This window comes from Ferrovibrio sp., from assembly GCF_041906005.1.
GTDB lineage: Bacteria > Pseudomonadota > Alphaproteobacteria > Ferrovibrionales > Ferrovibrionaceae > Ferrovibrio.
Genome location: NZ_JAYRJY010000001.1, coordinates 2,402,111 through 2,421,078, shown reverse-complemented (window position 1 = coordinate 2,421,078; position 18,968 = coordinate 2,402,111). Strand labels below are relative to the sequence as shown.

19 protein-coding genes and 1 tRNA gene are annotated in these 18,968 nt (G+C 65.0%); 6 read left to right on the top strand and 14 right to left on the bottom strand.

Annotation, left to right across the window (positions count from 1 at the left end; genetic code table 11):
- Window positions 1-40: 40 nt before the first annotated feature.
- The 8 genes from ACE3OO_RS11835 to ACE3OO_RS11800 form a co-directional block, all read right to left on the bottom strand.
- A complete protein-coding gene (locus ACE3OO_RS11835) occupies window positions 41-1,675 on the bottom strand; it encodes an ABC transporter substrate-binding protein (protein ID WP_374303095.1) in 1,635 nt (544 codons plus the stop codon).
- Between the two features lie 216 nt (window positions 1,676-1,891).
- Window positions 1,892-1,965: transfer RNA gene (locus tag ACE3OO_RS11830), tRNA-Gln, on the bottom strand.
- 65 nt (window positions 1,966-2,030) lie between these two features.
- On the bottom strand, window positions 2,031-3,320 hold the full coding sequence (locus ACE3OO_RS11825; protein ID WP_374303093.1) for a class I SAM-dependent RNA methyltransferase: 1,290 nt from the start codon (window positions 3,318-3,320) through the stop codon (window positions 2,031-2,033).
- Window positions 3,310-4,059: a TlyA family RNA methyltransferase gene (locus tag ACE3OO_RS11820; RefSeq protein ID WP_374303091.1), complete on the bottom strand. Its 750-nt coding sequence runs from the start codon at window positions 4,057-4,059 to the stop codon at window positions 3,310-3,312. Before ACE3OO_RS11820 ends, ACE3OO_RS11825 begins: the two co-directional genes overlap by 11 nt.
- Window positions 4,056-5,414, bottom strand: a complete 1,359-nt coding sequence (locus ACE3OO_RS11815) for an MATE family efflux transporter (protein ID WP_374303089.1) — start codon at window positions 5,412-5,414, stop codon at window positions 4,056-4,058. The genes ACE3OO_RS11820 and ACE3OO_RS11815 overlap by 4 nt, the downstream gene beginning before the upstream one ends.
- 12 nt (window positions 5,415-5,426) lie before the next feature.
- On the bottom strand, window positions 5,427-7,343 hold the full coding sequence (gene dxs / locus ACE3OO_RS11810; protein WP_374303087.1) for a 1-deoxy-D-xylulose-5-phosphate synthase: 1,917 nt from the start codon (window positions 7,341-7,343) through the stop codon (window positions 5,427-5,429).
- 16 nt (window positions 7,344-7,359) lie between these two features.
- On the bottom strand, window positions 7,360-8,277 hold the full coding sequence (locus ACE3OO_RS11805; RefSeq protein WP_374303085.1) for a polyprenyl synthetase family protein: 918 nt from the start codon (window positions 8,275-8,277) through the stop codon (window positions 7,360-7,362).
- A 1-nt stretch (window position 8,278) separates the two neighbouring features.
- Entirely contained in the window at window positions 8,279-8,557 is a 279-nt protein-coding gene (locus tag ACE3OO_RS11800) for an exodeoxyribonuclease VII small subunit (protein ID WP_374303083.1), read from the bottom strand.
- A 147-nt stretch (window positions 8,558-8,704) separates the two neighbouring features.
- Between ACE3OO_RS11800 and ACE3OO_RS11795 the strand changes: the two genes are divergently transcribed.
- Window positions 8,705-9,415, top strand: coding sequence for a lipid-binding SYLF domain-containing protein (locus tag ACE3OO_RS11795; protein WP_374303081.1), 711 nt, complete (start codon window positions 8,705-8,707; stop codon window positions 9,413-9,415).
- A 10-nt stretch (window positions 9,416-9,425) separates the two neighbouring features.
- Window positions 9,426-9,857 carry a DUF3293 domain-containing protein gene (locus tag ACE3OO_RS11790; RefSeq protein WP_374303078.1) on the top strand — a complete coding sequence of 144 codons (432 nt, stop codon included), beginning with the start codon at window positions 9,426-9,428 and terminating at the stop codon, window positions 9,855-9,857.
- A gap of 1 nt (window position 9,858) precedes the next feature.
- Here ACE3OO_RS11790 and ACE3OO_RS11785 read toward each other — a convergent pair whose 3' ends face one another.
- The 4 genes from ACE3OO_RS11785 to meaB form a co-directional block, all read right to left on the bottom strand.
- Window positions 9,859-11,043, bottom strand: a complete 1,185-nt coding sequence (locus ACE3OO_RS11785) for an acetyl-CoA C-acyltransferase (protein ID WP_374303076.1) — start codon at window positions 11,041-11,043, stop codon at window positions 9,859-9,861.
- A 92-nt stretch (window positions 11,044-11,135) separates the two neighbouring features.
- On the bottom strand, window positions 11,136-12,284 hold the full coding sequence (locus tag ACE3OO_RS11780) for an acyl-CoA dehydrogenase family protein (RefSeq protein WP_374303074.1): 1,149 nt from the start codon (window positions 12,282-12,284) through the stop codon (window positions 11,136-11,138).
- Between the two features lie 24 nt (window positions 12,285-12,308).
- Complete coding sequence (locus tag ACE3OO_RS11775) at window positions 12,309-13,472, bottom strand: pyridoxal phosphate-dependent aminotransferase (RefSeq protein ID WP_374303070.1); 1,164 nt, start codon at window positions 13,470-13,472, stop codon at window positions 12,309-12,311.
- A gap of 2 nt (window positions 13,473-13,474) precedes the next feature.
- Window positions 13,475-14,443 (bottom strand): methylmalonyl Co-A mutase-associated GTPase MeaB, encoded by a 969-nt coding sequence (meaB, locus tag ACE3OO_RS11770; RefSeq protein WP_374303068.1) that lies wholly within the window; start codon window positions 14,441-14,443, stop codon window positions 13,475-13,477.
- A gap of 70 nt (window positions 14,444-14,513) precedes the next feature.
- Here meaB and ACE3OO_RS11765 point away from each other — a divergent pair, with 70 nt between their 5' ends.
- The 4 genes from ACE3OO_RS11765 to ACE3OO_RS11750 all read left to right on the top strand — a co-directional run bounded on the left by ACE3OO_RS11765 (window position 14,514) and on the right by ACE3OO_RS11750 (window position 17,283).
- Entirely contained in the window at window positions 14,514-15,317 is an 804-nt protein-coding gene (locus tag ACE3OO_RS11765; protein ID WP_374303065.1) for an ABC transporter permease, read from the top strand.
- A gap of 115 nt (window positions 15,318-15,432) precedes the next feature.
- Window positions 15,433-16,416, top strand: a complete 984-nt coding sequence (locus tag ACE3OO_RS11760; protein ID WP_374303063.1) for a peptidoglycan-binding protein — start codon at window positions 15,433-15,435, stop codon at window positions 16,414-16,416.
- A gap of 26 nt (window positions 16,417-16,442) precedes the next feature.
- Entirely contained in the window at window positions 16,443-16,841 is a 399-nt protein-coding gene (locus ACE3OO_RS11755; RefSeq protein WP_374303061.1) for a hypothetical protein, read from the top strand.
- Complete coding sequence (locus ACE3OO_RS11750; RefSeq protein WP_374303059.1) at window positions 16,822-17,283, top strand: hypothetical protein; 462 nt, start codon at window positions 16,822-16,824, stop codon at window positions 17,281-17,283. The genes ACE3OO_RS11755 and ACE3OO_RS11750 overlap by 20 nt, the downstream gene beginning before the upstream one ends.
- On the opposite strand, the gene ACE3OO_RS11745 is transcribed toward ACE3OO_RS11750, so the two are convergent.
- Complete coding sequence (locus ACE3OO_RS11745; protein ID WP_374303057.1) at window positions 17,280-17,723, bottom strand: acyl-CoA thioesterase; 444 nt, start codon at window positions 17,721-17,723, stop codon at window positions 17,280-17,282. The two genes, ACE3OO_RS11750 and ACE3OO_RS11745, sit on opposite strands and share 4 nt — an antisense overlap.
- A 2-nt stretch (window positions 17,724-17,725) precedes the next feature.
- Window positions 17,726-18,892, bottom strand: coding sequence for an iron-containing alcohol dehydrogenase (locus tag ACE3OO_RS11740; protein ID WP_374303054.1), 1,167 nt, complete (start codon window positions 18,890-18,892; stop codon window positions 17,726-17,728).
- Window positions 18,893-18,968 lie beyond the last annotated feature (76 nt).

The following is an 18,968-nucleotide window of genomic DNA, read 5'->3' as shown; positions in this document are numbered from 1 at the left end:
AAAAATGAAAGGCGGCGGGAATGATCCCGCCGCCTGGGCATCAGAGCTTGAAGTTATAACTGCGGAAATCCATCGCAAAGGCCGGCGCCGACTTCCACTGGATGTCCTTGCGCTTGGCCGTGAAGGTGGCGTTCTGGTGCAGCACCGTATAGGCCGGATCTTCGCGTTCACAGATTTCCAGCATGCGCTTGAACATCGCCTTGCGCTTGACCATGTCGCTTTCGGTTTCCATGGCGATGGACAGGCGGTTCATCTCGTCGTTTTCCCATTCCTGGGCCTGCTGCTGCTGGCCCTGCGGGCCATGCTGGTTCACGATGGACGAGATCGGATCGGTGAACGGCGCGCTGTTCGACCAGTCGCGCACGGCGCGCTTGCCGTTGTTCTCGAAAATCTGCTGCCAGTTTTCCTTCATCTCGATCTGCACGTTCAGACCGACCTGGCGCCACATTTCCAGCAGGACCTGGGCCGTGGAATTCTGGTTGGTGTAGTAATTGTTCAGCGCGCGGAAGGGGATCACCTCGCCCTTGTAGCCGGCGGCCTTGATCAGGTCCTTGGCCTTCTGCGGATTGAATTCCGGCACGCTCCAGCCCTCGACGAACATCGGACCGTAGAATTCCCACTGCAGGCCGGCCGGGATGCGGGTGCGGCCCGCCCAGAGGCTGTCGACGATGGCCTGGCGGTCGATGGCATGGGTCATCGCCTGACGCACGCGCGGGTCCTTCAGGGCCGGGTAATGCTTGTCGAACACGATCAGGCGGTGATTGGCGATCAGGCCGCCCTGCACCTCGAACTTGGCATTCTTCTCGATGCCGGGAATCTGGTCGGGCGGCATGTCGCAGATATAGTCGAACTGACCCGAGAACAGGCCGTTGATGCGGGTGGCGACTTCCGGCACCACCACCAGGCGCACGGTCTTCAGCGGCGGGCGGCCGCCCCAGTATTCGTCATGGGCATCCAGCACCAGTTCCTGGTCAGGCTTGAAGTCGCGCACCTTGTAGGGGCCGGTGGAAACCGGCTTGCGCGCCCAGTCCAGCCAGGTCTTGGCTTCCTCGAAGGCGCGGCGCGAGATGATCTCGCTGCCATAGCGGGCGATGCGGCCCTCCATGGTGACGTCCGGCGTGCGGTTGACGAAGCGCACGGTGTATTTGTCCACCGCCTCCACTTTCTCCAGCGCCGGCCAGGCGCGCTTGGCCACCGCCATCACCTCCGGCGGCAGGGCCTTGCCCTCGACGCTGTCGCGGATCAGCACGTTGGCGAACAGGGTCTTGCTGCTGCCGATGTCGTAATCGGGGCCGAACATGCGTTCGCGGCTGAAGGTGAAGACCACGTCGTCGGCGGTGACCTCGTCGCCGTTGTGGAACTTCACGCCCTGGCGCAGCTTCAGTTCGACGGTGCGCTCGTTGATGCGGCTCCAGCTTTCGGCCAGGCCCGGGATCGGCTCCATGCCCTTCAGCATGTCGCGCATGATCAGGCCTTCATAGATGAAGGAGAAGGTGCGCTCGCCGACATTGGACTGCTCGCGCAGCGGCTCGAGCGAGGCGCTGTTGGAAATCTGCTGCACCGCGATGGTGATGCTGGGGCGATTGTCCGCCTGCGCGATGGCGAAGCGCGGCAGCGCCAGGCTGCCGGCGGCAATGCCGGAGCCGATCAGGAAGTTACGACGATGGAGCTGCATGATTCCCCTCCGATGCAGTGGACAGCGCGATGGAGGGGACGCTAGGCGGCGCAAATGACGCTGCGGTTACGTATGCATGAAGCGCGGATGAACTCTCAGTCCCGACTCGCGGATTGAACCGACCAATCGGAAAGAGGTTGAGGCCGCATGCCCGGCTTCCTCAAAAAGGCCGAGGAGGCACGGCAATATCTGGAATGGATTCTTCGGGGAGAAGATTGGCTGGGGGACTAGGATTCGAACCTAGACAACCAGAGTCAGAGTCTGGGGTCCTACCGTTAGACGATCCCCCAGCAGGGATCGGGTGCGGGATATAGCCGGTCCGCCGGTGCTTTGCAACCCCTGCCCTCGGGCGGGCTTAGCGCCTGAAAAGGCTGACGATTTCCAGGTGCGGCGACCAGCGGAACTGGTCGATCGGCACCGCCTGCTCCAGCCGCCAGCCGGCATCGGCGAGTGTGCGGGCGTCACGGGCGAAACTGGAAGGATCGCAGGCCGCCATCACCACGATCCCGGGCGCCGCGCCGGCCGCCGCCGCCAGGGCAAGCTGCTGCACCTGGGCCTTGGCGCCGGCGCGGGGCGGATCGAGCAGCACGGCATCGAGTTTCTTAAGCTCGGCCGGCGCCAGCGGCTGGCGCTCCAGGTCGCGCGCCTGCGCGTTCAGCCGTCCGGCCAGGCCCGCCGTCTTCACCGCGGCCTGCAGGGCGGCGATGGCGGGGCGATCGGCATCGGCGGCCAGCACCGTCTTGCCGACTGCGGCCAGGCGCAGGGCAAAGGCGCCGCAGCCCGAGAAAAGATCGGCGACGCGCTTGGTGTCCTTCAGCGCCTCCAGCGCGAAATCCGCCATCGCCTGTTCGGCCTCGACTGTCGCTTGCAGAAAACCGCCCGGCGGCAGGATCACGCCATGGGCGCCGAAACGCACCAGCGGCGCGGCGCCGCCCTGATACAGCAGTTCAGCATCGCCGCGCATGTCGAACCGCCAGCTCAGGCGCGCCAGGCCGATGGCCTTGGCCGCCTTGCTCAAGGCGATGCGCTCCTGCACCCGCATTTTCAGCTTGCCGGTGATCAGCGCATCCAGGCCGGTTTCGGTATCGGTGAGTTTCAGATCGATGGCCCAGCCATCACCCAGCACCTCGATCAGCGCCGCGCGCAAGGCCGGCAGCGGCACCAGCAAAGCCGGCCGCAGCACGGTGCAGTCTTCCAGATCGACGATCTTGCGGCTGGCCGCCTCGTGGAATCCCAGCAGCACGCGGTCTTTCACGCGGCGCACGATGAATTCGGCGCGGCGGCGCGACTGCGCCGGCACGGCGACCAGATCGGCCACAGGCGGATCGACGAAGTCGCGACGCACCAGCGCGGCGGCCAGCTTGTCGCGTTTCCACGCGTTATAGGGCGCCTCGGCCCAGTGCTGCAGGGCGCAGCCACCGCAGGCCTGGAAATGCCGGCAGGGCGGCTCGACGCGATCCGGCCCTTCTGCCTCCAGCACGCTGACATGGGCGGCATAGCCGTCGCCGCGTTCTTCGCCGACTTTCGCCGCCACTCGGTCGCCCGGCACGGTGAAAGGCACGTAATAGCGCACGCCGTCATGGGTCAGCACGCCATGGCCCTGCCCGCCCATCCGCTCGATCACGCCATCCACGTCACGCATCATGCTTCTCTGCTGCAATAAGGAACTCGCGGTTGCCTTCCGGGCCGAGGATGGGGCTCGGCTCGATGCCGATCACGCGCCAGCCCGGCAGCGCATCCCACCAGTCGCGAATGCGGGCGCAGACTTCCTCATGCAACGCGGGATCTCGCACCACGCCGCCCTTGCCCACGCGCTCGCGCCCGACCTCGAATTGCGGCTTGATCAGCGCCACCGCCCAGCCCCCCGGCCGCGCCAGCGTTAACGCCGCCGGCAGCACGATCTGCAGCCCGATAAAGCTGGCGTCGCAGACCACGCAGGCGATGGGATCGGGGATCAGCGCGGCATCCAGATGACGTGCGTTGGTTTTCTCCAGCACCACGACGCGCGGATCGTTGCGCAGCTTCCAGTCCAGCTGGCCCTCGCCCACATCCACGGCATAGACCTTCGCCGCACCATGATGCAGCAGAACATCGGTGAAGCCGCCCGTGGACGCGCCGACATCGATGCAGATGCGATCGCGTGGATCGAGTCCAAAATGCTGGATGGCATGCGCCAGCTTCACGCCGCCGCGGCTGACCCAGGGATGCGGCTTGCCGCGCAGTTCCAGCGGCGCATCGGCGGCAACCGACAGGCCCGGCTTGTCCAGCCGCTTCTCGCCCGAGAACACCAGGCCCGCCATGATGGCGGCCTGCGCCTTGGTCCGGCTTTCCGCCAGGCCACGCTCGACCAGCGCCTGATCCAGGCGCAGCTTCGGGGCCTTCATGCCGCGCGCTCCTGCATGTGGCGCAGCCTATGGCTCTGCCGGGCAAAACGCCAGAGCAGCATGGCAGCCACCACGGCCAGCCCCACCACCAGGCCGATCCAGACACCGATGCCGCGCAGCGGCGTGTAGAAGCCGAACCAGATGGCGATGGGAAACCCGATCAGCCAGTAGCCCACCAATGTCATCACCATGGGCGTGGCGGTATCCTTTAGGCCGCGCAGCGCGCCGTTCGCGACGCCCTGGGCGCCATCGACCAGCTGGAACAGGGCCGCCATGCCCAGATAGGTGGTGGCGAGCAGGAAGACCTCGGAATTGCGGTCGGCCACGAAGACGCCGATTAGCGGCGCGGCGGCGAAACCGAAGATCAGCGCGGTGCACAGCATGAAGGACATGCCCATGACAATCGCGATCCAGCCGGCATGGGCAACGCCGGCGGCATCGCGCGCGCCGGCGGCCAGGCCGACACGCACGGTGGCAGCCTGCCCCAGCCCCATTGGCACCATGAAGGCGATCGCCGCCCATTGCAGCGCGATCTGGTGCGCGGCCACCTCTGCCGCACCCAGCCGGCCCATCAGCAGGGCAGCGGCCGAGAACAGGCCGATCTCGGCACCCAGCGCCAGCGAGATCGGCAAGGCCACATGCAGGAAGGCGATCATGCGACGGGACGTGGTACGCCACCAGCCGCTTGAAAGCCGATAGGACGCGAATTGCGGATCGCGCGCGATGTACCAGAGAATGCCGAGCAGGATGGCCAGGTTGACCAGGCTGGAGCCCAGGCCGGCGCCGACCACGCCCAGCGATGGCACGATCCAGAAGCCGAAGATCAGCACATAATTCACCGCCGCGTTCAGCAGCAGGGCGATGACGGTCAACACCAGAGCCACGCGCGGCCGTTCCAGGACCGAGACGAAGCCGCGCAGCACCATGAACCATAACGACGTGACGAACATGCCGCTCAGGGCCTGCATGAACGGCACGGCCAGCGCGACCAGCTCCGGCGGCTGGCCGATCAGCACCAGGAAAGGCTCACTCACGATCATCAGCAGCGTGCAGAGCAGGCCATAGAGGCCGGTCGAGATCAGGCCGTCATGCACGGCATGGCGCACGCCGTCGCGATCGTTCGGATCGTAACCGCGCGCCTGCGCCGCCAGTGCCGGCGTGGCGGTCGCCATGCCCAGGCCGATGATCCACAGGAAACTGAAGATCGCCACGCCCAAAGCGGCCGCGCCCAGCGCCTGTTCGCTGTAATGCGACAGCAGCCAGACATCGGTAGTGTGGATCGCCATCTGGGCGAGCTGGGTGCCGGCAATCGGCAGCGCCAGCCCGAGCGTGGCCCGCGCTTCCCTTAAAATCATGACCAACCTGCTTTATGCGCGGACGGAGAGGTCGGAGCGGCCAAGAGCCGAAAGCGCCATGGCGACGATCTGCGGCGCGTTCAGCCCCGCGATATCGTATTGCTTCGCCGGCGTGTCGTGGTCGATGAAGATATCCGGCAGCACCATCGGCCGGATCTTCAGGCCGTGATCGAGCAGGCCGTCATGGCTCAGGAACTGCAGCACATGGCTGCCGAAACCGCCGACCGAGCCTTCCTCGATGGTGATCAGCACCTCGTGATGGCGGGCGAGCTGGCGCACCAGATCGGTATCCAGCGGCTTGCAGAACCGCGCATCGGCCACCGTGGCGGTCAGGCCGCGTGCGGCCAGATCATCGGCGGCTTTCATCGCCTCGGCCAGACGCGCACCGAAGGAGAGGATGGCGATCGAGCTGCCCTCGCGCAGCACGCGGCCCTTGCCCAGCGGCAAGATCGAGCCGCGACCGGGCAGCGTGAGACCCAGCCCCTCGCCGCGCGGATAGCGGAACGCGGAGGGACGATCATCCAGCGCGGCCGCCGTGGCCACCATGTGCATCAGCTCGGCTTCGTCAGATGCTGCCATCAGCACCATGTCGGGCAGGCAGCCCAGATAGGCGATATCGAAGCTGCCGGCATGGGTCGCGCCATCGGCGCCGACCAGTCCGGCGCGGTCGATGGCGAAGCGCACCGGCAGCTTCTGGATCGCCACGTCGTGCACCACCTGGTCATAGGCGCGCTGCAGGAAGGTGGAATAGATCGCGCAGAAGGGCTTGAAGCCCTCGCAGGCCATGCCGGCGGCAAAGGTGACGGCGTGCTGCTCGGCGATGCCGACATCGAAGCAGCGATCAGGGAAACGCTGGGCGAAGAGATCGAGCCCGGTGCCCGACGGCATCGCGGCCGTAACCGCCACGATCTTGTCGTCGCGCTCGGCCTCGGCGATCAGGCTCTGGGCGAACACCTTGGTATAGCTGGGCGGCCCGGCCTTGGGCTTGGCCTGGGCGCCGGTGACGACATCGAATTTCGAGACGCCGTGATACTTGTCGTCTGCCGCTTCGGCCGGACCGTAGCCCTTGCCCTTCTGCGTCACGGCATGGATCAGGACCGGGCCGGTCTTGTCATTGTCGCGGATATTCTTCAGCACCGGCACGAGGTGCTCGAGATTATGGCCGTCGACCGGACCGACGTAATAGAAGCCCAGTTCCTCGAACAGCGTGCCGCCGGTGACCATGCCGCGCGCATATTCCTCGGCCTTCTCGGCCGCCGTCGCCAGCCCCTTGGGCAGGATCTTGTGACCGAGCTGCTTGGCGAGCTGGCGCAGGCCCATATAGGAGCGCGAGGACAGCAGCCGCGACAGATAGGCGCTCATCGCGCCGACCGGCGGCGCGATCGACATGTCGTTGTCGTTCAGGATCACGATCAGGCGTGAATCCATCGAACCGGCGTTGTTCATGGCCTCATAGGCCATGCCGGCCGACATCGCGCCATCGCCGATCACGGCAATGACGTTGTTGCTGCCATGCTTCAGATCACGGCCCACTGCCATGCCGAGGCCGGCGGAGATCGAGGTGGAGGAATGCGCGGCGCCAAAGGGATCGTATTCGCTTTCCGAACGGCGGGTGAAACCCGACAGGCCACCGCCCTGCCTCAGCGTGCGGATGCGGTCGCGCCGGCCGGTGAGAATCTTGTGAGGATAGGCCTGATGGCCGACATCCCAGATCAGCTTGTCGTCCGGCGTGGCAAACACGTGATGCACAGCCACGGTCAGTTCGACCACGCCAAGGCCCGCGCCGAGATGACCGCCCGTCACCGAGACGGCGTCGATCATCTCGCGGCGCACCTCGTCGGCGAGCTGCTTGAGCTGGTCGATGTCGAACTGCCGGATATCGGCCGGCGTCCGCACCGTATCCAGCAGGGGTGTGCGGTTGCTGATCATTACTGATCCAATCGTGTCACGAGCGGCGGGTTATAACAAACTCCGCCAGCTCCTGTAAAACCTTGGCGGCCGGGCCGAAACGGCCTAGGCGGCCCTGGGCCGAACTGGTTAACGCGCGAGCCTTGGCTTTGGCTCCTTCCAGGCCCAGCAGGCCGACAAAGGTCGCCTTCCCGGCCCCGGCATCCTTGCCCACCGCCTTGCCCAGTTCGGCGGCCGAGCCTTCATGATCCAAGATATCGTCCGCGATCTGGAAGGCGAGCCCCAGATCCACGGCATAATCGCGCAGAACCGCCCGATCTTCCAATGACGCTCGCCCCAGGATCGCCCCGGATTCGGCGGCGAACGCGATCAGGGCGCCGGTCTTCAGCGCCTGCAGATGGGCGATCTCGGCGTAATCCAGCGGCCGGCCGGCCGCCGTACGGGTTTCGGCCGCCAGGTCGATGGCCTGACCGCCGACCATGCCACGCGGGCCGGCCGCCCGGGCCAGCCCGAGCGTCAGTTCCGCGCGCACCGCAGCCTCGGCATGGGTGGCGGGATCGGCTAGCATTTCAAACGCCAGGGCCTGCAGCCCGTCGCCCGCCAGCACGGCGGCGGCCTCATCGAAAGCCTTGTGCACGGTCGGTTTGCCGCGGCGCAGATCGTCGTCGTCCATGCAGGGCAGGTCGTCATGGATCAGCGAATAGGCATGCAGCATCTCGATGGCGGCCGCCACGCGCAGGCTGCCCTGGCGCGGCGCCCCGAACAGGTCGCCGCCCGCCACCGCCAGCAGGGCGCGCAGCCGCTTGCCGCCACCCAGCGTGGCGTAGCGCATGGCTTGGTCCAGCCGCGTCGTCGGTCCTTGGGGTGCGGGAAGCAGGCGATCGAGTTCGGCCTCGACGGCCGCCGCTACATCCCGCATGGCCGCCGCGAGGGCCGCCGGCGGCGACTCGTTCATGTCAGTCGGCCTTGAAGGGCTGGGCGCCGGGCTGGCCGTCGGCGCCGACCACGATCTTCTCGATCTTTTCTTCCGCGGCCTTCAGCTTGGCCTCGCAATGGCGCTTGAGCAGCGCGCCGCGACCATAGAGGGCAATCGATTCCTCAAGGTCGACCCGGCCACTTTCCAGCCTGGTCACGATCTCGTCCAGGGCTTTCAGGGCCGCCTCGAAGCTCAAAGCCGCGATATCGGCGGGAATGGCCTCGGGGGCGTTTTCCGCCGCGTCCTTCGCCTTCGACATGCCGCCTCCGTTTCACAATGCCGCCACAGTCTAGGGGTGGGGTAGGCTCCCAACAACCCACGGCATGCCCCAGCAGTGGAGGTGCAATGCCGTGGCCGAAGCAATATATTGCGATTATCGCTTTGCCAACCCGGAAAGGGACATCCCATGTTGACCCGCCGCCATTTGTTGACGACCGTCGGCTTCAGCGCCGGCCTGATGCTGGTTTCGCCCTGGTCGAGCCCGGCCCGGGCCCAAGCGCGGGCCCAGGCCTCGGAAGACCAGAACCTCATCGACGCCGCCCGCATCACCGTCGACCGCTTCGCCGCCGACGGGCAATTCGCCGACATGCGCCGCCAGCTCGCCAAGGCCAAGGGCGTGTTCGTCGTGCCGCAGTTGCTGAAGGCCAGTTTCATCATCGGCGGCGAAGGCGGCTCGGGCCTGCTGCTGGCCCGCACCGGCACCGGCTGGAGCGAACCGGCCATCTACACCATGGGCGCCGGCTCCATCGGTCTGCAGATCGGCGGCGAGGCATCGGAGGTCATGCTGCTGCTGATGAACGACAAGGCGGTGGACGCCATCCTGCGCAACGAGTTCAAGCTGGGCGCCGACGCCACCGTGGCGGCCGGCCCGATCGGCATGGGCGTGGAAGCCGCCACCACCACGCATCTGGGCGCCGACATCCTGTCCTATTCGCGCAGCAAGGGCCTGGCCGCCGGCGTGGCCGTGGAAGGCGCGGTGATCACCGCGCGCCACAGCCGCAATACCGCGTATTACGGCCGCCAGGCGCATCCGCGCAACATCCTCTACGACCAGGCGGTCAGCAATCCCGGCACCAGCGCATTGCGCCAGGCCTTGAGCATGGCCGAGGGGCGCTGATCGAGAGCCGGTGATCAATGCCGCGACATTGCGGGGCTATCGCGCCACCACCTATGCGGTAACCCTGCCCGATCAGGCTCTGCTCGGCCTGCGGCTGGATGAACCCAGCCCGCAGGCCGATGCGTTTCTGCGCCGGATGAATGCAAACAGCATCACCTGTCTGAATGCCTGGAATCCACGCAGCCGGCATCTGCCAGTGACGCGCAACATGGCCGCGCATCAGCGCCTGCGCCACGACCTGGCATCACGCGGACTGATCACGTTACCGCATCTGGGCGTGCCGGATCGCCATGGCTGGCGGCCGGAACCAGGCTTCGCCGTGCTGGATCTTGAAACGGAAAAGGCCATAGCACTGGCAGAGCGCTATGGCCAATTCGGCATCGTGCAATATCGATATGGCGGGGCGGCGGAGCTGGTCCTCAGCCGCCACGCGCTGCGTTAGGTCAGGCTACCTCGAACAGGCCGGCGCCGCCCTGGCCGCCACCGATGCACATGGTGACCACCACGTATTTTGCGCCGCGGCGCTTACCCTCGATCAGGGCATGGCCGGTCATGCGCGCGCCCGACATGCCGTAGGGATGGCCGATGGAAATCGCGCCTCCATTCACGTTCAGGCGCTCGTTCGGGATGCCGAGCTTGTCGCGGCAATACAGCACCTGCACGGCGAAAGCCTCGTTCAGCTCCCACAGGCCGATATCGTCCATCTTCAGGCCGAAACGCTGCAGCAGCTTGGGGATCGCGTAGATCGGGCCGATACCCATTTCGTCGGGTTCGCAGCCGGCCACCGCCATGCCGCGATAGATGCCCAGCGGCTGCAGGCCGCGCTTCTCGGCGAGCTTCGCCTCCATCACCACACAGGCCGAGGCGCCATCGGAAAGCTGGCTGGCATTGCCGGCGGTGATGAACTTGTCCGGTCCGCGCACCGGTTGCAGGGCGGCCAGGTTCTCCAGGGTCGTTTCGGGCCGGTTGCCTTCATCCTTGGTCAGCGTGACCTCCTTGTAGGAGACTTCCTTGGTCTCCTTGTTCACCACGGCCATCTTGGTCGGCATCGGCACGATCTCGGCGTCGAACTTGCCGGCCGCCTGGGCCGCCGCCGTGCGCTTCTGGCTTTCCAGCGCATAGGCGTCCTGCGCCTCGCGGCTGACGCCGTAACGCTTAGCCACCACTTCCGCGGTATCGATCATCGCCATATAGATGTCAGGCTTGTTTTTCATCAGCCATTCATCGCGGGCGCGGAAGGTATTCATGTGCTCGTTCTGCACCAGCGAGATCGACTCAAGGCCGCCGCCCACCGCGATCGGCACATTGTCGTGGATCACCTGCTTGGCGGCCGTGGCGATCGCCATCAGGCCCGAGGCGCATTGGCGGTCGACGCTCATGCCGGCGACGGAAACCGGCAGCCCGGCGGCGACGGCGCACTGACGGGCGATATTGCCGCCGGTCGAACCCTGCTGCAGGGCGGCGCCCATCACCACATCGTCCACTTCGCCCGGATCGATGCCGGCACGCTTCACCGCCTCGCGGATGGCATGGGCACCCAGGCTGGCGGCGTCGGTGTTGTTGAAGGCGCCGCGATAGGCCTTGCCGATGGGCGTGCGGGCGGTGGAGACGATGACAGCTTCACGCATTTTGGTTTCCTCCGTTATACCGGTATGGCGCAGACGCTAGCGCCAATCTTTTTGCGGCGCAAACATTCCGCAGCGGCAGCTTTACGTGCGCGTCAAGCCGGCCAGCGTTTGGCGATCTCTTCCAGCATGACCTCGGTGGCGCCGCCGCCGATGGGATGAATGCGGGCATCGCGGGCCATGCGCTCGATTTCGCTGTCGCGCAGATAACCGGCGCCACCATGGAATTGCAGGCAGTCATAGGTCACGGCATTCACCAACTCGCCACAGACCGCCTTGACCATCGACACCTCGCGCACGGCATCCCGGCCCTGATCCACCGACCAGGCGGCATGATAGACCAACTGCCGCGCCGCCTCGGTGCGCGCCTCCAGCATGGCCAGACGCTGGCGGATCGCCTGCTTGTCGGCCAGCACCCCGCCGAAAGCCTTGCGGGTCGTCACATACTGCCGGGTGATCTCCAGGGCCCGGCGGCATTCGCCCACGGCCATGGCGCCCAGCACCAGGCGCTCGTTCTGGAAATTCTTCATGATGGCATAGAAGCCGCGGTTTTCCTCGCCCAGACGGTTCTCGACCGGCACACGGCAATTGTCGAAGACCAGTTCGGCGGTATCCGAGCAGAGCCAGCCGTGCTTCCTGAGACTGCGCCCGACGCTGAAACCCGACGTGCCTTTTTCCACGGCGAAGATCGAGATGGCGCGCGAGCCTTTCGCCTCCGGATCGGTCTTGGCCGCCACGAAATACAGGTCAGCATGCACACCGTTGGTGATGAACATTTTGCTGCCGTTCAGCACATAGGCATCGCCATCGCGTTTCGCCCGCGTGCGGATGGCGGCCACATCCGAGCCGGCATCGGGTTCGGTGACCGCCACCGCCGTGATCAGGTCGCCGGCGATGACCTTGGCAAACCAGCGGTCAAGCTGCTGCCTGCTGCCGGCATGGGCCAGATGCGGCGAGGCCATGTCGGTATGCACCAGCACGGTGGCGGAGAAACCGCCGAAGCCGGAACGGCCGCATTCCTCGGCCAGGATCGCCGACGCCACTGCGCCCTGCTCGCTACCGCCATAGACTTCCGGATAGCGGATGCCGAAGAAACCGAGTTGACCCATCTGGCGCAGCACGGCGCGCGGCACCATGCCGGCCTCTTCCCAGGCGGCGCCATGCGGGCGAACTTCCTGTTCGACGAAACGCGTCACCTGCTCGCGCAGTTGCAGATGCTCGTCCGTCTCGTAGATCAGCCTCATTCGTTTCCTCCCGCCTTTTCTTTTTTATTTGAGGTGCGGCACCAGCCGTTCGAGCGCTTCGGACAGTTTGGGCAGCGAGGCCGCGTAACAAAGCCGGATGCGCCCTTCGCCCGCCGGCCCGAAAGCGATGCCGGGCGCCAGCCCGACGCGGGCCTTGCGGGCCAGATCGATACAGGTATTCAGGCTGTCGGTCATGCCGTCCAGCGCGAAGAAGGCATAGAAGGCGCCTTCGGGTTTGGCCAGCTTCACGCGCGGCAACGGCGCCAGCGCCTGGTAGACCATGTCGGCGGCGCGGCCATAGCGTTCGACCAGGCCCTCAATATAGGCGTCACCCTCGTTCAGCGCCGTCACGCCGCCCCATTGCACGAAGGTGGTGGGATGCGAGATGTTGAATTCCGTCATCTTTTCCACGGCAGCACAAAGCCGGGGCGGCGCCACAATCCAGCCCAGGCGCCAGCCGGTCATCGACCAGCTCTTGGAAAACGAATTGACGATCACCACCGGATCTTCCGGCTGTGCCAGCGTGTAATAGCTGGGTGCGTGTTTCGCAGCGCCATAGATGATGCGGCCATAGACCTCGTCGGAGAGAATCCAGATGCCTCGTTCGCGGCAGAAATCGAGGATCGCCTTCAGCTCGGCCTCGGAGGCCACCCAGCCGGTGGGATTCCCCGGGCTGTTGATCATGATCAGTCTGGTGGTTTCGTCGCAGGCATCGAACAGCTGCTGCAGGTTGAGTTTCCAGCGGCCGTCATCCTGCGGCTGCAGGAACACGTCGCGCGGCTCGCCGCCCATCGCCTTGATGGCGGCGCGACCATTCGGCCAGATCGGACCGACCACCACGGCGCTGTCACCCGGTTCGATCAGGCACTGGATGGTGATCATGATGGCGTTCATGCCCGAAGCCGTGACCACGATGCGATCAGACCCGATCTCGGCGCCATAGGCGCGCTTCAGGTAATCGCTGATCGCCTGCAGCAGCGGCGCGATGCCGCGATTGGGCGCGTAGAAGGTTTCGCCTTTCTCCAGGGCTGCGGCGGCGGCCCTGCGCACGAATTCCGGAGTGGCCTCATCGCCCTCGCCGAACCACAGCTTGATCATGTCAGGGATGTCGGCCGAGGCGCGGGTGACGACACGAATACGGGAACCGTGCAGATCGAGAATGGACTCGCAGATACGGGCGTCTGACATGATCACTTCTGTTGCGGGAGGCGGGAAACGAGCAGTTCGGTGAGTTTGAGCAAGGCCGTGTCGATATCGCTGCGGCCGGCCAGCACGGCATCGGCCAGCGCGTCGATATCGGTTTCGGGCAATTCGCTCAGGCCGCGGCGCAGGCGGTCGAGCACAAGGTTCTGCAGCAGGCGGCGCGTGCGGGCGCGCGGATCGGGCCGCTTGCGCTTGCCCACGGCGGCGATGGCATCGGCCAGTTCCGGCACACCCTTGCCGGCCGTGGCACTGGTCTGCAGCACAGGCACCGGACCGTGCCCCCGTTGCGCGCTCATGGCGGCAAGCTGGCGCGCCGAGCGTTCGGCAAAGGGCAGGTCCGACTTGTTCACCACCAGGATATCGGCGATTTCCAGGATGCCGGCCTTGATCGCCTGCACGTCGTCGCCCAGGCCCGGCGCATTCACCACTACGCGCACATCGGCGATCTCGGCGATCTCGACCTCCGACTGGCCGGTGCCGACGGTTTCCACCACCACCACGTCACGGCCCGAGGCATCGAACACATCGATCACCCGCGCCGCCGTGCGCGACAGGCCGCCGAGATGGCCGCGGCTGGCGAGGCTGCGGATGAACACGCCGGGATCGCCAGCATGCTGGCCCATGCGGATGCGGTCGCCCAGGATGGCGCCGCCAGTGAGCGGGCTGGAGGGATCGACCGCCACCACGCCGACACTCAGATCCCGCCGGCGCAGCTCGGCCACATAGGCGGAGACCAAAGTGGACTTGCCCGCACCCGGCGCGCCGGTGAAGCCGACCACCAGAGCATGGCCCAGCCGGCTGCGAATGCCCTGCAGCACGGCGGCGGCCTCGTCGGTCTCGTTTTCCACCGCCGTGATCGCCCGCGCCAGAGCCGCCCGCTCGCCAGCCAGCAGTCCGGGCAGCCAGTCCGGCGGAATTGGGTCGGCAGCGGCTTTTTGCCCAGCTTGTTTTTGCATAGGGGCACCATACGCGCTATGTAGGCGGCCAGACAATAATCCGCCCTCGCCTTCTCACCCGGTTTCGCCCATGCAGCCCTCCGCCATCCGCCAACCCCGCGACTATGGTCTGGTCAACTGGATCGGCCTGTGGACGCTGTATCTCAAGGAAGTGCAGCGCTTCATCAAGGTGATCACCCAGACCGTGCTGGCGCCGGTGGTCACCACTTTGCTGTTCTTCGCCGTCTTCGCGCTGGCGCTGGGCGGCGCCGTGCGGCAGGTGGGCGGCATGCCCTTCATCGAATTCCTGGCGCCCGGCCTGATCATGATGGCCACCACGCAGAACGCCTTCGCCAACACCTCGTCGTCGATCATGATCTCGAAGGTGCAGGGCAACATCGTCGACGTGCTGATGCCGCCGATCAGCGCGGGGGAATTGCTGGTGGCCTATGCCATGGCCGGCGTGACGCGCGGGTTTATGGTGGCGCTGGCGGTCGGGCTTTCCATGCTGCCGTTCGCCGAGATCCGCGTGCATCACTGGCTGGCGGCCCTCTATTTCGTTTTCGCCGGCTCGCTGATCCTCAGCCTGATCGGCATCATCGCCGGCCTGTGGAGCCAGAAATTCGACCACATGGCCGCCGTGACCAATTTCGTGGTGACCCCGCTGGCCTTCCTGTCGGGCACCTTCTACTCGGTGCAGCAGCTGCCGCCCTTCTGGTATGCCGCCGCCCATGCCAACCCGTTCTTCTTCATGATCGACGGCTTCCGCTATGGCCTGACCGGCCATACCGATGGCGACGTGCTGGTCGGCGCCGTGGCGCTGGGCGGGGTGGCGCTGGCCCTGTGGGTGCTCTGCCACCGGCTGCTGAAGCGCGGTTACCGCCTAAGGCCCTGAAGTTATCTAACGATATCCGGCCAGTCCTCCAGCCGCCTAAGCAACAATAACTTGACATACTAGAACAAATAGTGTACATATAATATATATTTCTAAAATTATTAAGGTTAATCAAATGGATGCCTCTGGCCTAAATGATGCCGGCCCCTTCTTCCTGAGCGGTTCGGTCGGTTTAACCGGCGCCAATGACCGATCCGATGTGATCAAAGCCCAGACCCTTCTGGCCAATACCGGCTATCTGAATCTGCCTGCACCAGGTGTGCCAACCGGCTGGCCAAGCGCTGATCTTTTCTCCGGCATCACCCGCCTGCAAAAGGACAATGGTCTGGAGGCCGACGGCATCCTGCTGCCGCTGCCACGCAACGGCATAGGGCCAAACGGCGAAGGCGAGACGCTGCAGCGCCTGAAGGACACCATCGGACCAAGATTCGATGGCTATGCCGCGGCAACCCCCGAGGATGTGGATCACTACTTCGCGCAGCAGAGCCGACGGGGCGCCAACGAATCTCCCGCAGGCCCGGATGCCATCGTCACGCTGGCCGACCAGGCCCGCACCGGTGCCCCGGTTGGCGCAAAACCCATAGTTGATGCGAAGCCACAGATTTCAGCCAAGGCCGCCGAGAACCGCGCTGTGGTAGCCGATCTGTTGGACGATCCTCGCGTGCGAGCTTTCCTCGACACGCTCGCCGGCCGGGAAAGCAGCGGCCGGTATAATGTTATCAACGGCGGCCAGCGGTTCGACGACTATATGCGGCACCCGAACATCAAGGGCAAAGACAGCAAGGCCGCGGGCGCATACCAGTTTATCCCCGATAGCTGGGCCAGAATGGCCAAAGAGCTCGACCTGCGGGATTTCTCCCCTGACTCACAAGATATGGCGGCTTTGCACCTGCTGAGAATGATCAACCCGGGTGGCGTTAAAGATGCAAATGCCATCGCCCGGTTGCAGCGTGGTGACATTGAGGGTGCTATATTCGCCGCCGGCAGTCAGTGGGATGCTTTCCCGCAGGATGCCAGCGAGAAAAGTGGCACTGGGCACCTCCGCCCGTTGCAGCCGATCATCGATCAGTACAACAGGCGCCTGAGAGATCTGCGGTGACTCATCCAAACAACAAAAAAACACACATGTCGTGGATTAACTTTGCTGTCATCGCGCTCCTGGCATCCCTGACAGGCCTGCTGTCGCAGCAGGCGGATGCAGAACCAGGTGAGGTCGCTCTCGTCAAGGGAGCGGAATTCGTCAAAGTCCGGCCACAACTGATCGCTGCGGGCTGGAAGCCTGTCGTCTCGGACTATTTGATGGAAGACGGTGAGCCGTGGAATCGCTTCCCTCCAGCCAGTCTGCTGTATCGGGCCGGGTATGTCGAAGTCCAAGAATGCAGCCAAGGCAGCGTCTACTGCATTCTGAATTATCGTCGGGGTAAAGAGTGCCTGCAGCTATTCACCAAGGGTGAATATGGAAAATTCAACGGGCGACAATATCCTCTGCTCGACAAGTGGTCCAATGAATGCTTCCGCCACTAGCATGATGAGACATGCATCGATGTTCCGGCGCTGCATTGCCGTCGCAATGTTTGCGTTGTTGAGCCTGCTGGCACAGCCAGCGTTTGCCAGTCCGGAAGAGCCCGCGATGGAACCGGGCATGGAATTCATCAAGCTGCGGCCCGAATTGCTGAAGGCCGGCTGGAAACCGGTGATCACCCGGGAGCAGGACAAGGATGGTACGCCGATCAATCAAATCGGCGAGACCGGCAATATGTATCGCGCCGGATTCATCGAGGTCGAGTACTGCATCGGCAATCTGGTCTACTGCCTGTTTTACTACAGCCGCGGGAAAGACTGCCTGCAGATCGTGACGGAAGGGCCCTATATCCAGTTGCCGACCGGACACCTGCCGCGCCTGCACCGGTGGACGTCGGACTGCCATCCACCCGAGCCCGTCCCGCTCAGGCCTCGCCAACGCTAGACCAGAATCTTTTCCAGCGCCGCACGGATCTTCGCCGGAATCGGCACCGGACGCTGCACGCCGCGCTCCACGAAGACATGCACGAAATGGCCGGTGGCGGCGGGATGCGGGTCGCCGTCGCGGAACAGCGCGATCTCGTGGCGCGCCGATGAATTGCCGAGCTTCACCGTGCGCAGGCAGCCCTCGATCGTCTCGGGATAGTTCAGCGACTTGTGGAAGCGGCAGCCGCTTTCTACCAGCAGGCCGATGATCGGATCGTTGACCATGTCGAGCCCGCCGAAGCGGATCATGTAGTCGTTCACCAGCGTATCGAAATAGGCGTAGTACTGCACGTTGTTGACATGCTGGTAGACGTCGATATCCGACAGCCGGGTGGGGATCAGCAGGCTGTGGCGGTAATTCGCCCGCACTTCCAGCTTGGGGTCGAGAGCGTCCGCCATCCTCAGAGCGCCTGCTCGTAGATTTTCAGCGCGTCGTCGTAACCAACCTCGCGCGGGTTGTTGACCAGCAGTCGCTGCTGGTTCATCGCGTCTTTCGCCAGCATCGGCAGGTGATTGTGGCTGATGCCGACCTGACGGAGCTGTTTTTCCAGTTTCACGTCGTCGATGATCGATTCCAGCTCGGCGAGCAGGGCGCCGGCACCGGCTGCGGCGGAGTTGAAACTTTTACCCGGCAGCAGAACCGGCGCCAGCTCGGCATATTGCGCCGCCGCCGTGTCGACCGCGAGGTTGAAGCGCAGCACATGGGGCAGCATCAATGCATTCGACAAACCATGCGGAACATGGAAATGCCCGCCCACCGGATAGGCCAGGGCATGCACCGCCGCCACCGGTGCATTGGCAAAGGCCATGCCGGCCAGCATGGCGCCCAGCAGCATGTCGGACCGCGCCTTGCGGTCCTTCGCGCCAGCCTCAGAACAGACATGGCGGATATTGCCCGAAAGCAGGCGCAAGGCCTCACGCGCCAGCGCATCCGACATCGGATTCTTCTTGTGTTTGGTCGTATAGGCCTCGATGGCATGCACCATGGCATCCACGCCGGTGGCGGCCGTCACCGCCCTTGGCAGGCCCAGCGTGAGATCGGCATCCAGCAAGGCGATATCGGGCAGCAGGAGCGGCGAGACCACGCCCTTCTTCTCGGCTTCGCCCGTGGTGATGATGGCAATGCCGGTGACTTCCGAGCCGGTGCCGGCGGTGGTGGGCACCTGGATCAGCGGCATACGGCTGCCCTTCGCATTGCCGACGCCATAGACCTCGGACAATTGCTGGCTGGTGCGGGGCAGGAAGGCGACCAGCTTGGCGATGTCCATCGACGAACCACCGCCGAAGCCGATCACGCCGTCTGCCTTAAAGTCTTTGGCGGCCGCGACGGCCTCGTGCACCAGTTTTTCCGGCGGGTCTGCTTCCGTCCTGTCGTAGATCGACACCGCGATGCCGGCGGCCTTCAGGCTGTCCAGCCCGGCCTGGGGCAGGCCCAACTTCATCACGCCCGGATCGGTGACCAGCATGACGCGGGTGATGCCCAGTTCGCCCGCCAGGCTGCCCAGCCTCGCCGAGGCGCCCGGCTCGCAATAGACCCGCCGCGTGGTCTCGAAACTCAGGCTGCTCATCCCGACCTCCCGCAATTCGCCATGTTTTCCAAACACTAGCACCCGCTTGCCGGGATCGGCCAGCCTTCCCCCGCGA

Excerpts from the sequence above, each read along its gene's own strand:
- dxs (WP_374303087.1), bottom strand. The coding sequence starts at position 7,343 with ATGATCAGCAACCGCACACCCCTGCTGGATACGGTGCGGACGCCGGCC.
- meaB (WP_374303068.1), bottom strand. The coding sequence starts at position 14,443 with ATGCAAAAACAAGCTGGGCAAAAAGCCGCTGCCGACCCAATTCCGCCG.
- ACE3OO_RS11765 (WP_374303065.1), top strand. The coding sequence starts at position 14,514 with ATGCAGCCCTCCGCCATCCGCCAACCCCGCGACTATGGTCTGGTCAAC.
- ACE3OO_RS11760 (WP_374303063.1), top strand. The coding sequence starts at position 15,433 with ATGGATGCCTCTGGCCTAAATGATGCCGGCCCCTTCTTCCTGAGCGGT.
- ACE3OO_RS11775 (WP_374303070.1), bottom strand. The coding sequence starts at position 13,472 with ATGTCAGACGCCCGTATCTGCGAGTCCATTCTCGATCTGCACGGTTCC.
- ACE3OO_RS11800 (WP_374303083.1), bottom strand. The coding sequence starts at position 8,557 with ATGTCGAAGGCGAAGGACGCGGCGGAAAACGCCCCCGAGGCCATTCCC.
- ACE3OO_RS11825 (WP_374303093.1), bottom strand. The coding sequence starts at position 3,320 with ATGATGCGTGACGTGGATGGCGTGATCGAGCGGATGGGCGGGCAGGGC.
- ACE3OO_RS11755 (WP_374303061.1), top strand. The coding sequence starts at position 16,443 with ATGTCGTGGATTAACTTTGCTGTCATCGCGCTCCTGGCATCCCTGACA.
- ACE3OO_RS11795 (WP_374303081.1), top strand. The coding sequence starts at position 8,705 with ATGTTGACCCGCCGCCATTTGTTGACGACCGTCGGCTTCAGCGCCGGC.
- ACE3OO_RS11835 (WP_374303095.1), bottom strand. The coding sequence starts at position 1,675 with ATGCAGCTCCATCGTCGTAACTTCCTGATCGGCTCCGGCATTGCCGCC.
- ACE3OO_RS11750 (WP_374303059.1), top strand. The coding sequence starts at position 16,822 with ATGAATGCTTCCGCCACTAGCATGATGAGACATGCATCGATGTTCCGG.
- ACE3OO_RS11780 (WP_374303074.1), bottom strand. The coding sequence starts at position 12,284 with ATGAGGCTGATCTACGAGACGGACGAGCATCTGCAACTGCGCGAGCAG.
- ACE3OO_RS11805 (WP_374303085.1), bottom strand. The coding sequence starts at position 8,277 with ATGAACGAGTCGCCGCCGGCGGCCCTCGCGGCGGCCATGCGGGATGTA.
- ACE3OO_RS11745 (WP_374303057.1), bottom strand. The coding sequence starts at position 17,723 with ATGGCGGACGCTCTCGACCCCAAGCTGGAAGTGCGGGCGAATTACCGC.
- ACE3OO_RS11820 (WP_374303091.1), bottom strand. The coding sequence starts at position 4,059 with ATGAAGGCCCCGAAGCTGCGCCTGGATCAGGCGCTGGTCGAGCGTGGC.
- ACE3OO_RS11785 (WP_374303076.1), bottom strand. The coding sequence starts at position 11,043 with ATGCGTGAAGCTGTCATCGTCTCCACCGCCCGCACGCCCATCGGCAAG.
- ACE3OO_RS11815 (WP_374303089.1), bottom strand. The coding sequence starts at position 5,414 with ATGATTTTAAGGGAAGCGCGGGCCACGCTCGGGCTGGCGCTGCCGATT.
- ACE3OO_RS11740 (WP_374303054.1), bottom strand. The coding sequence starts at position 18,892 with ATGAGCAGCCTGAGTTTCGAGACCACGCGGCGGGTCTATTGCGAGCCG.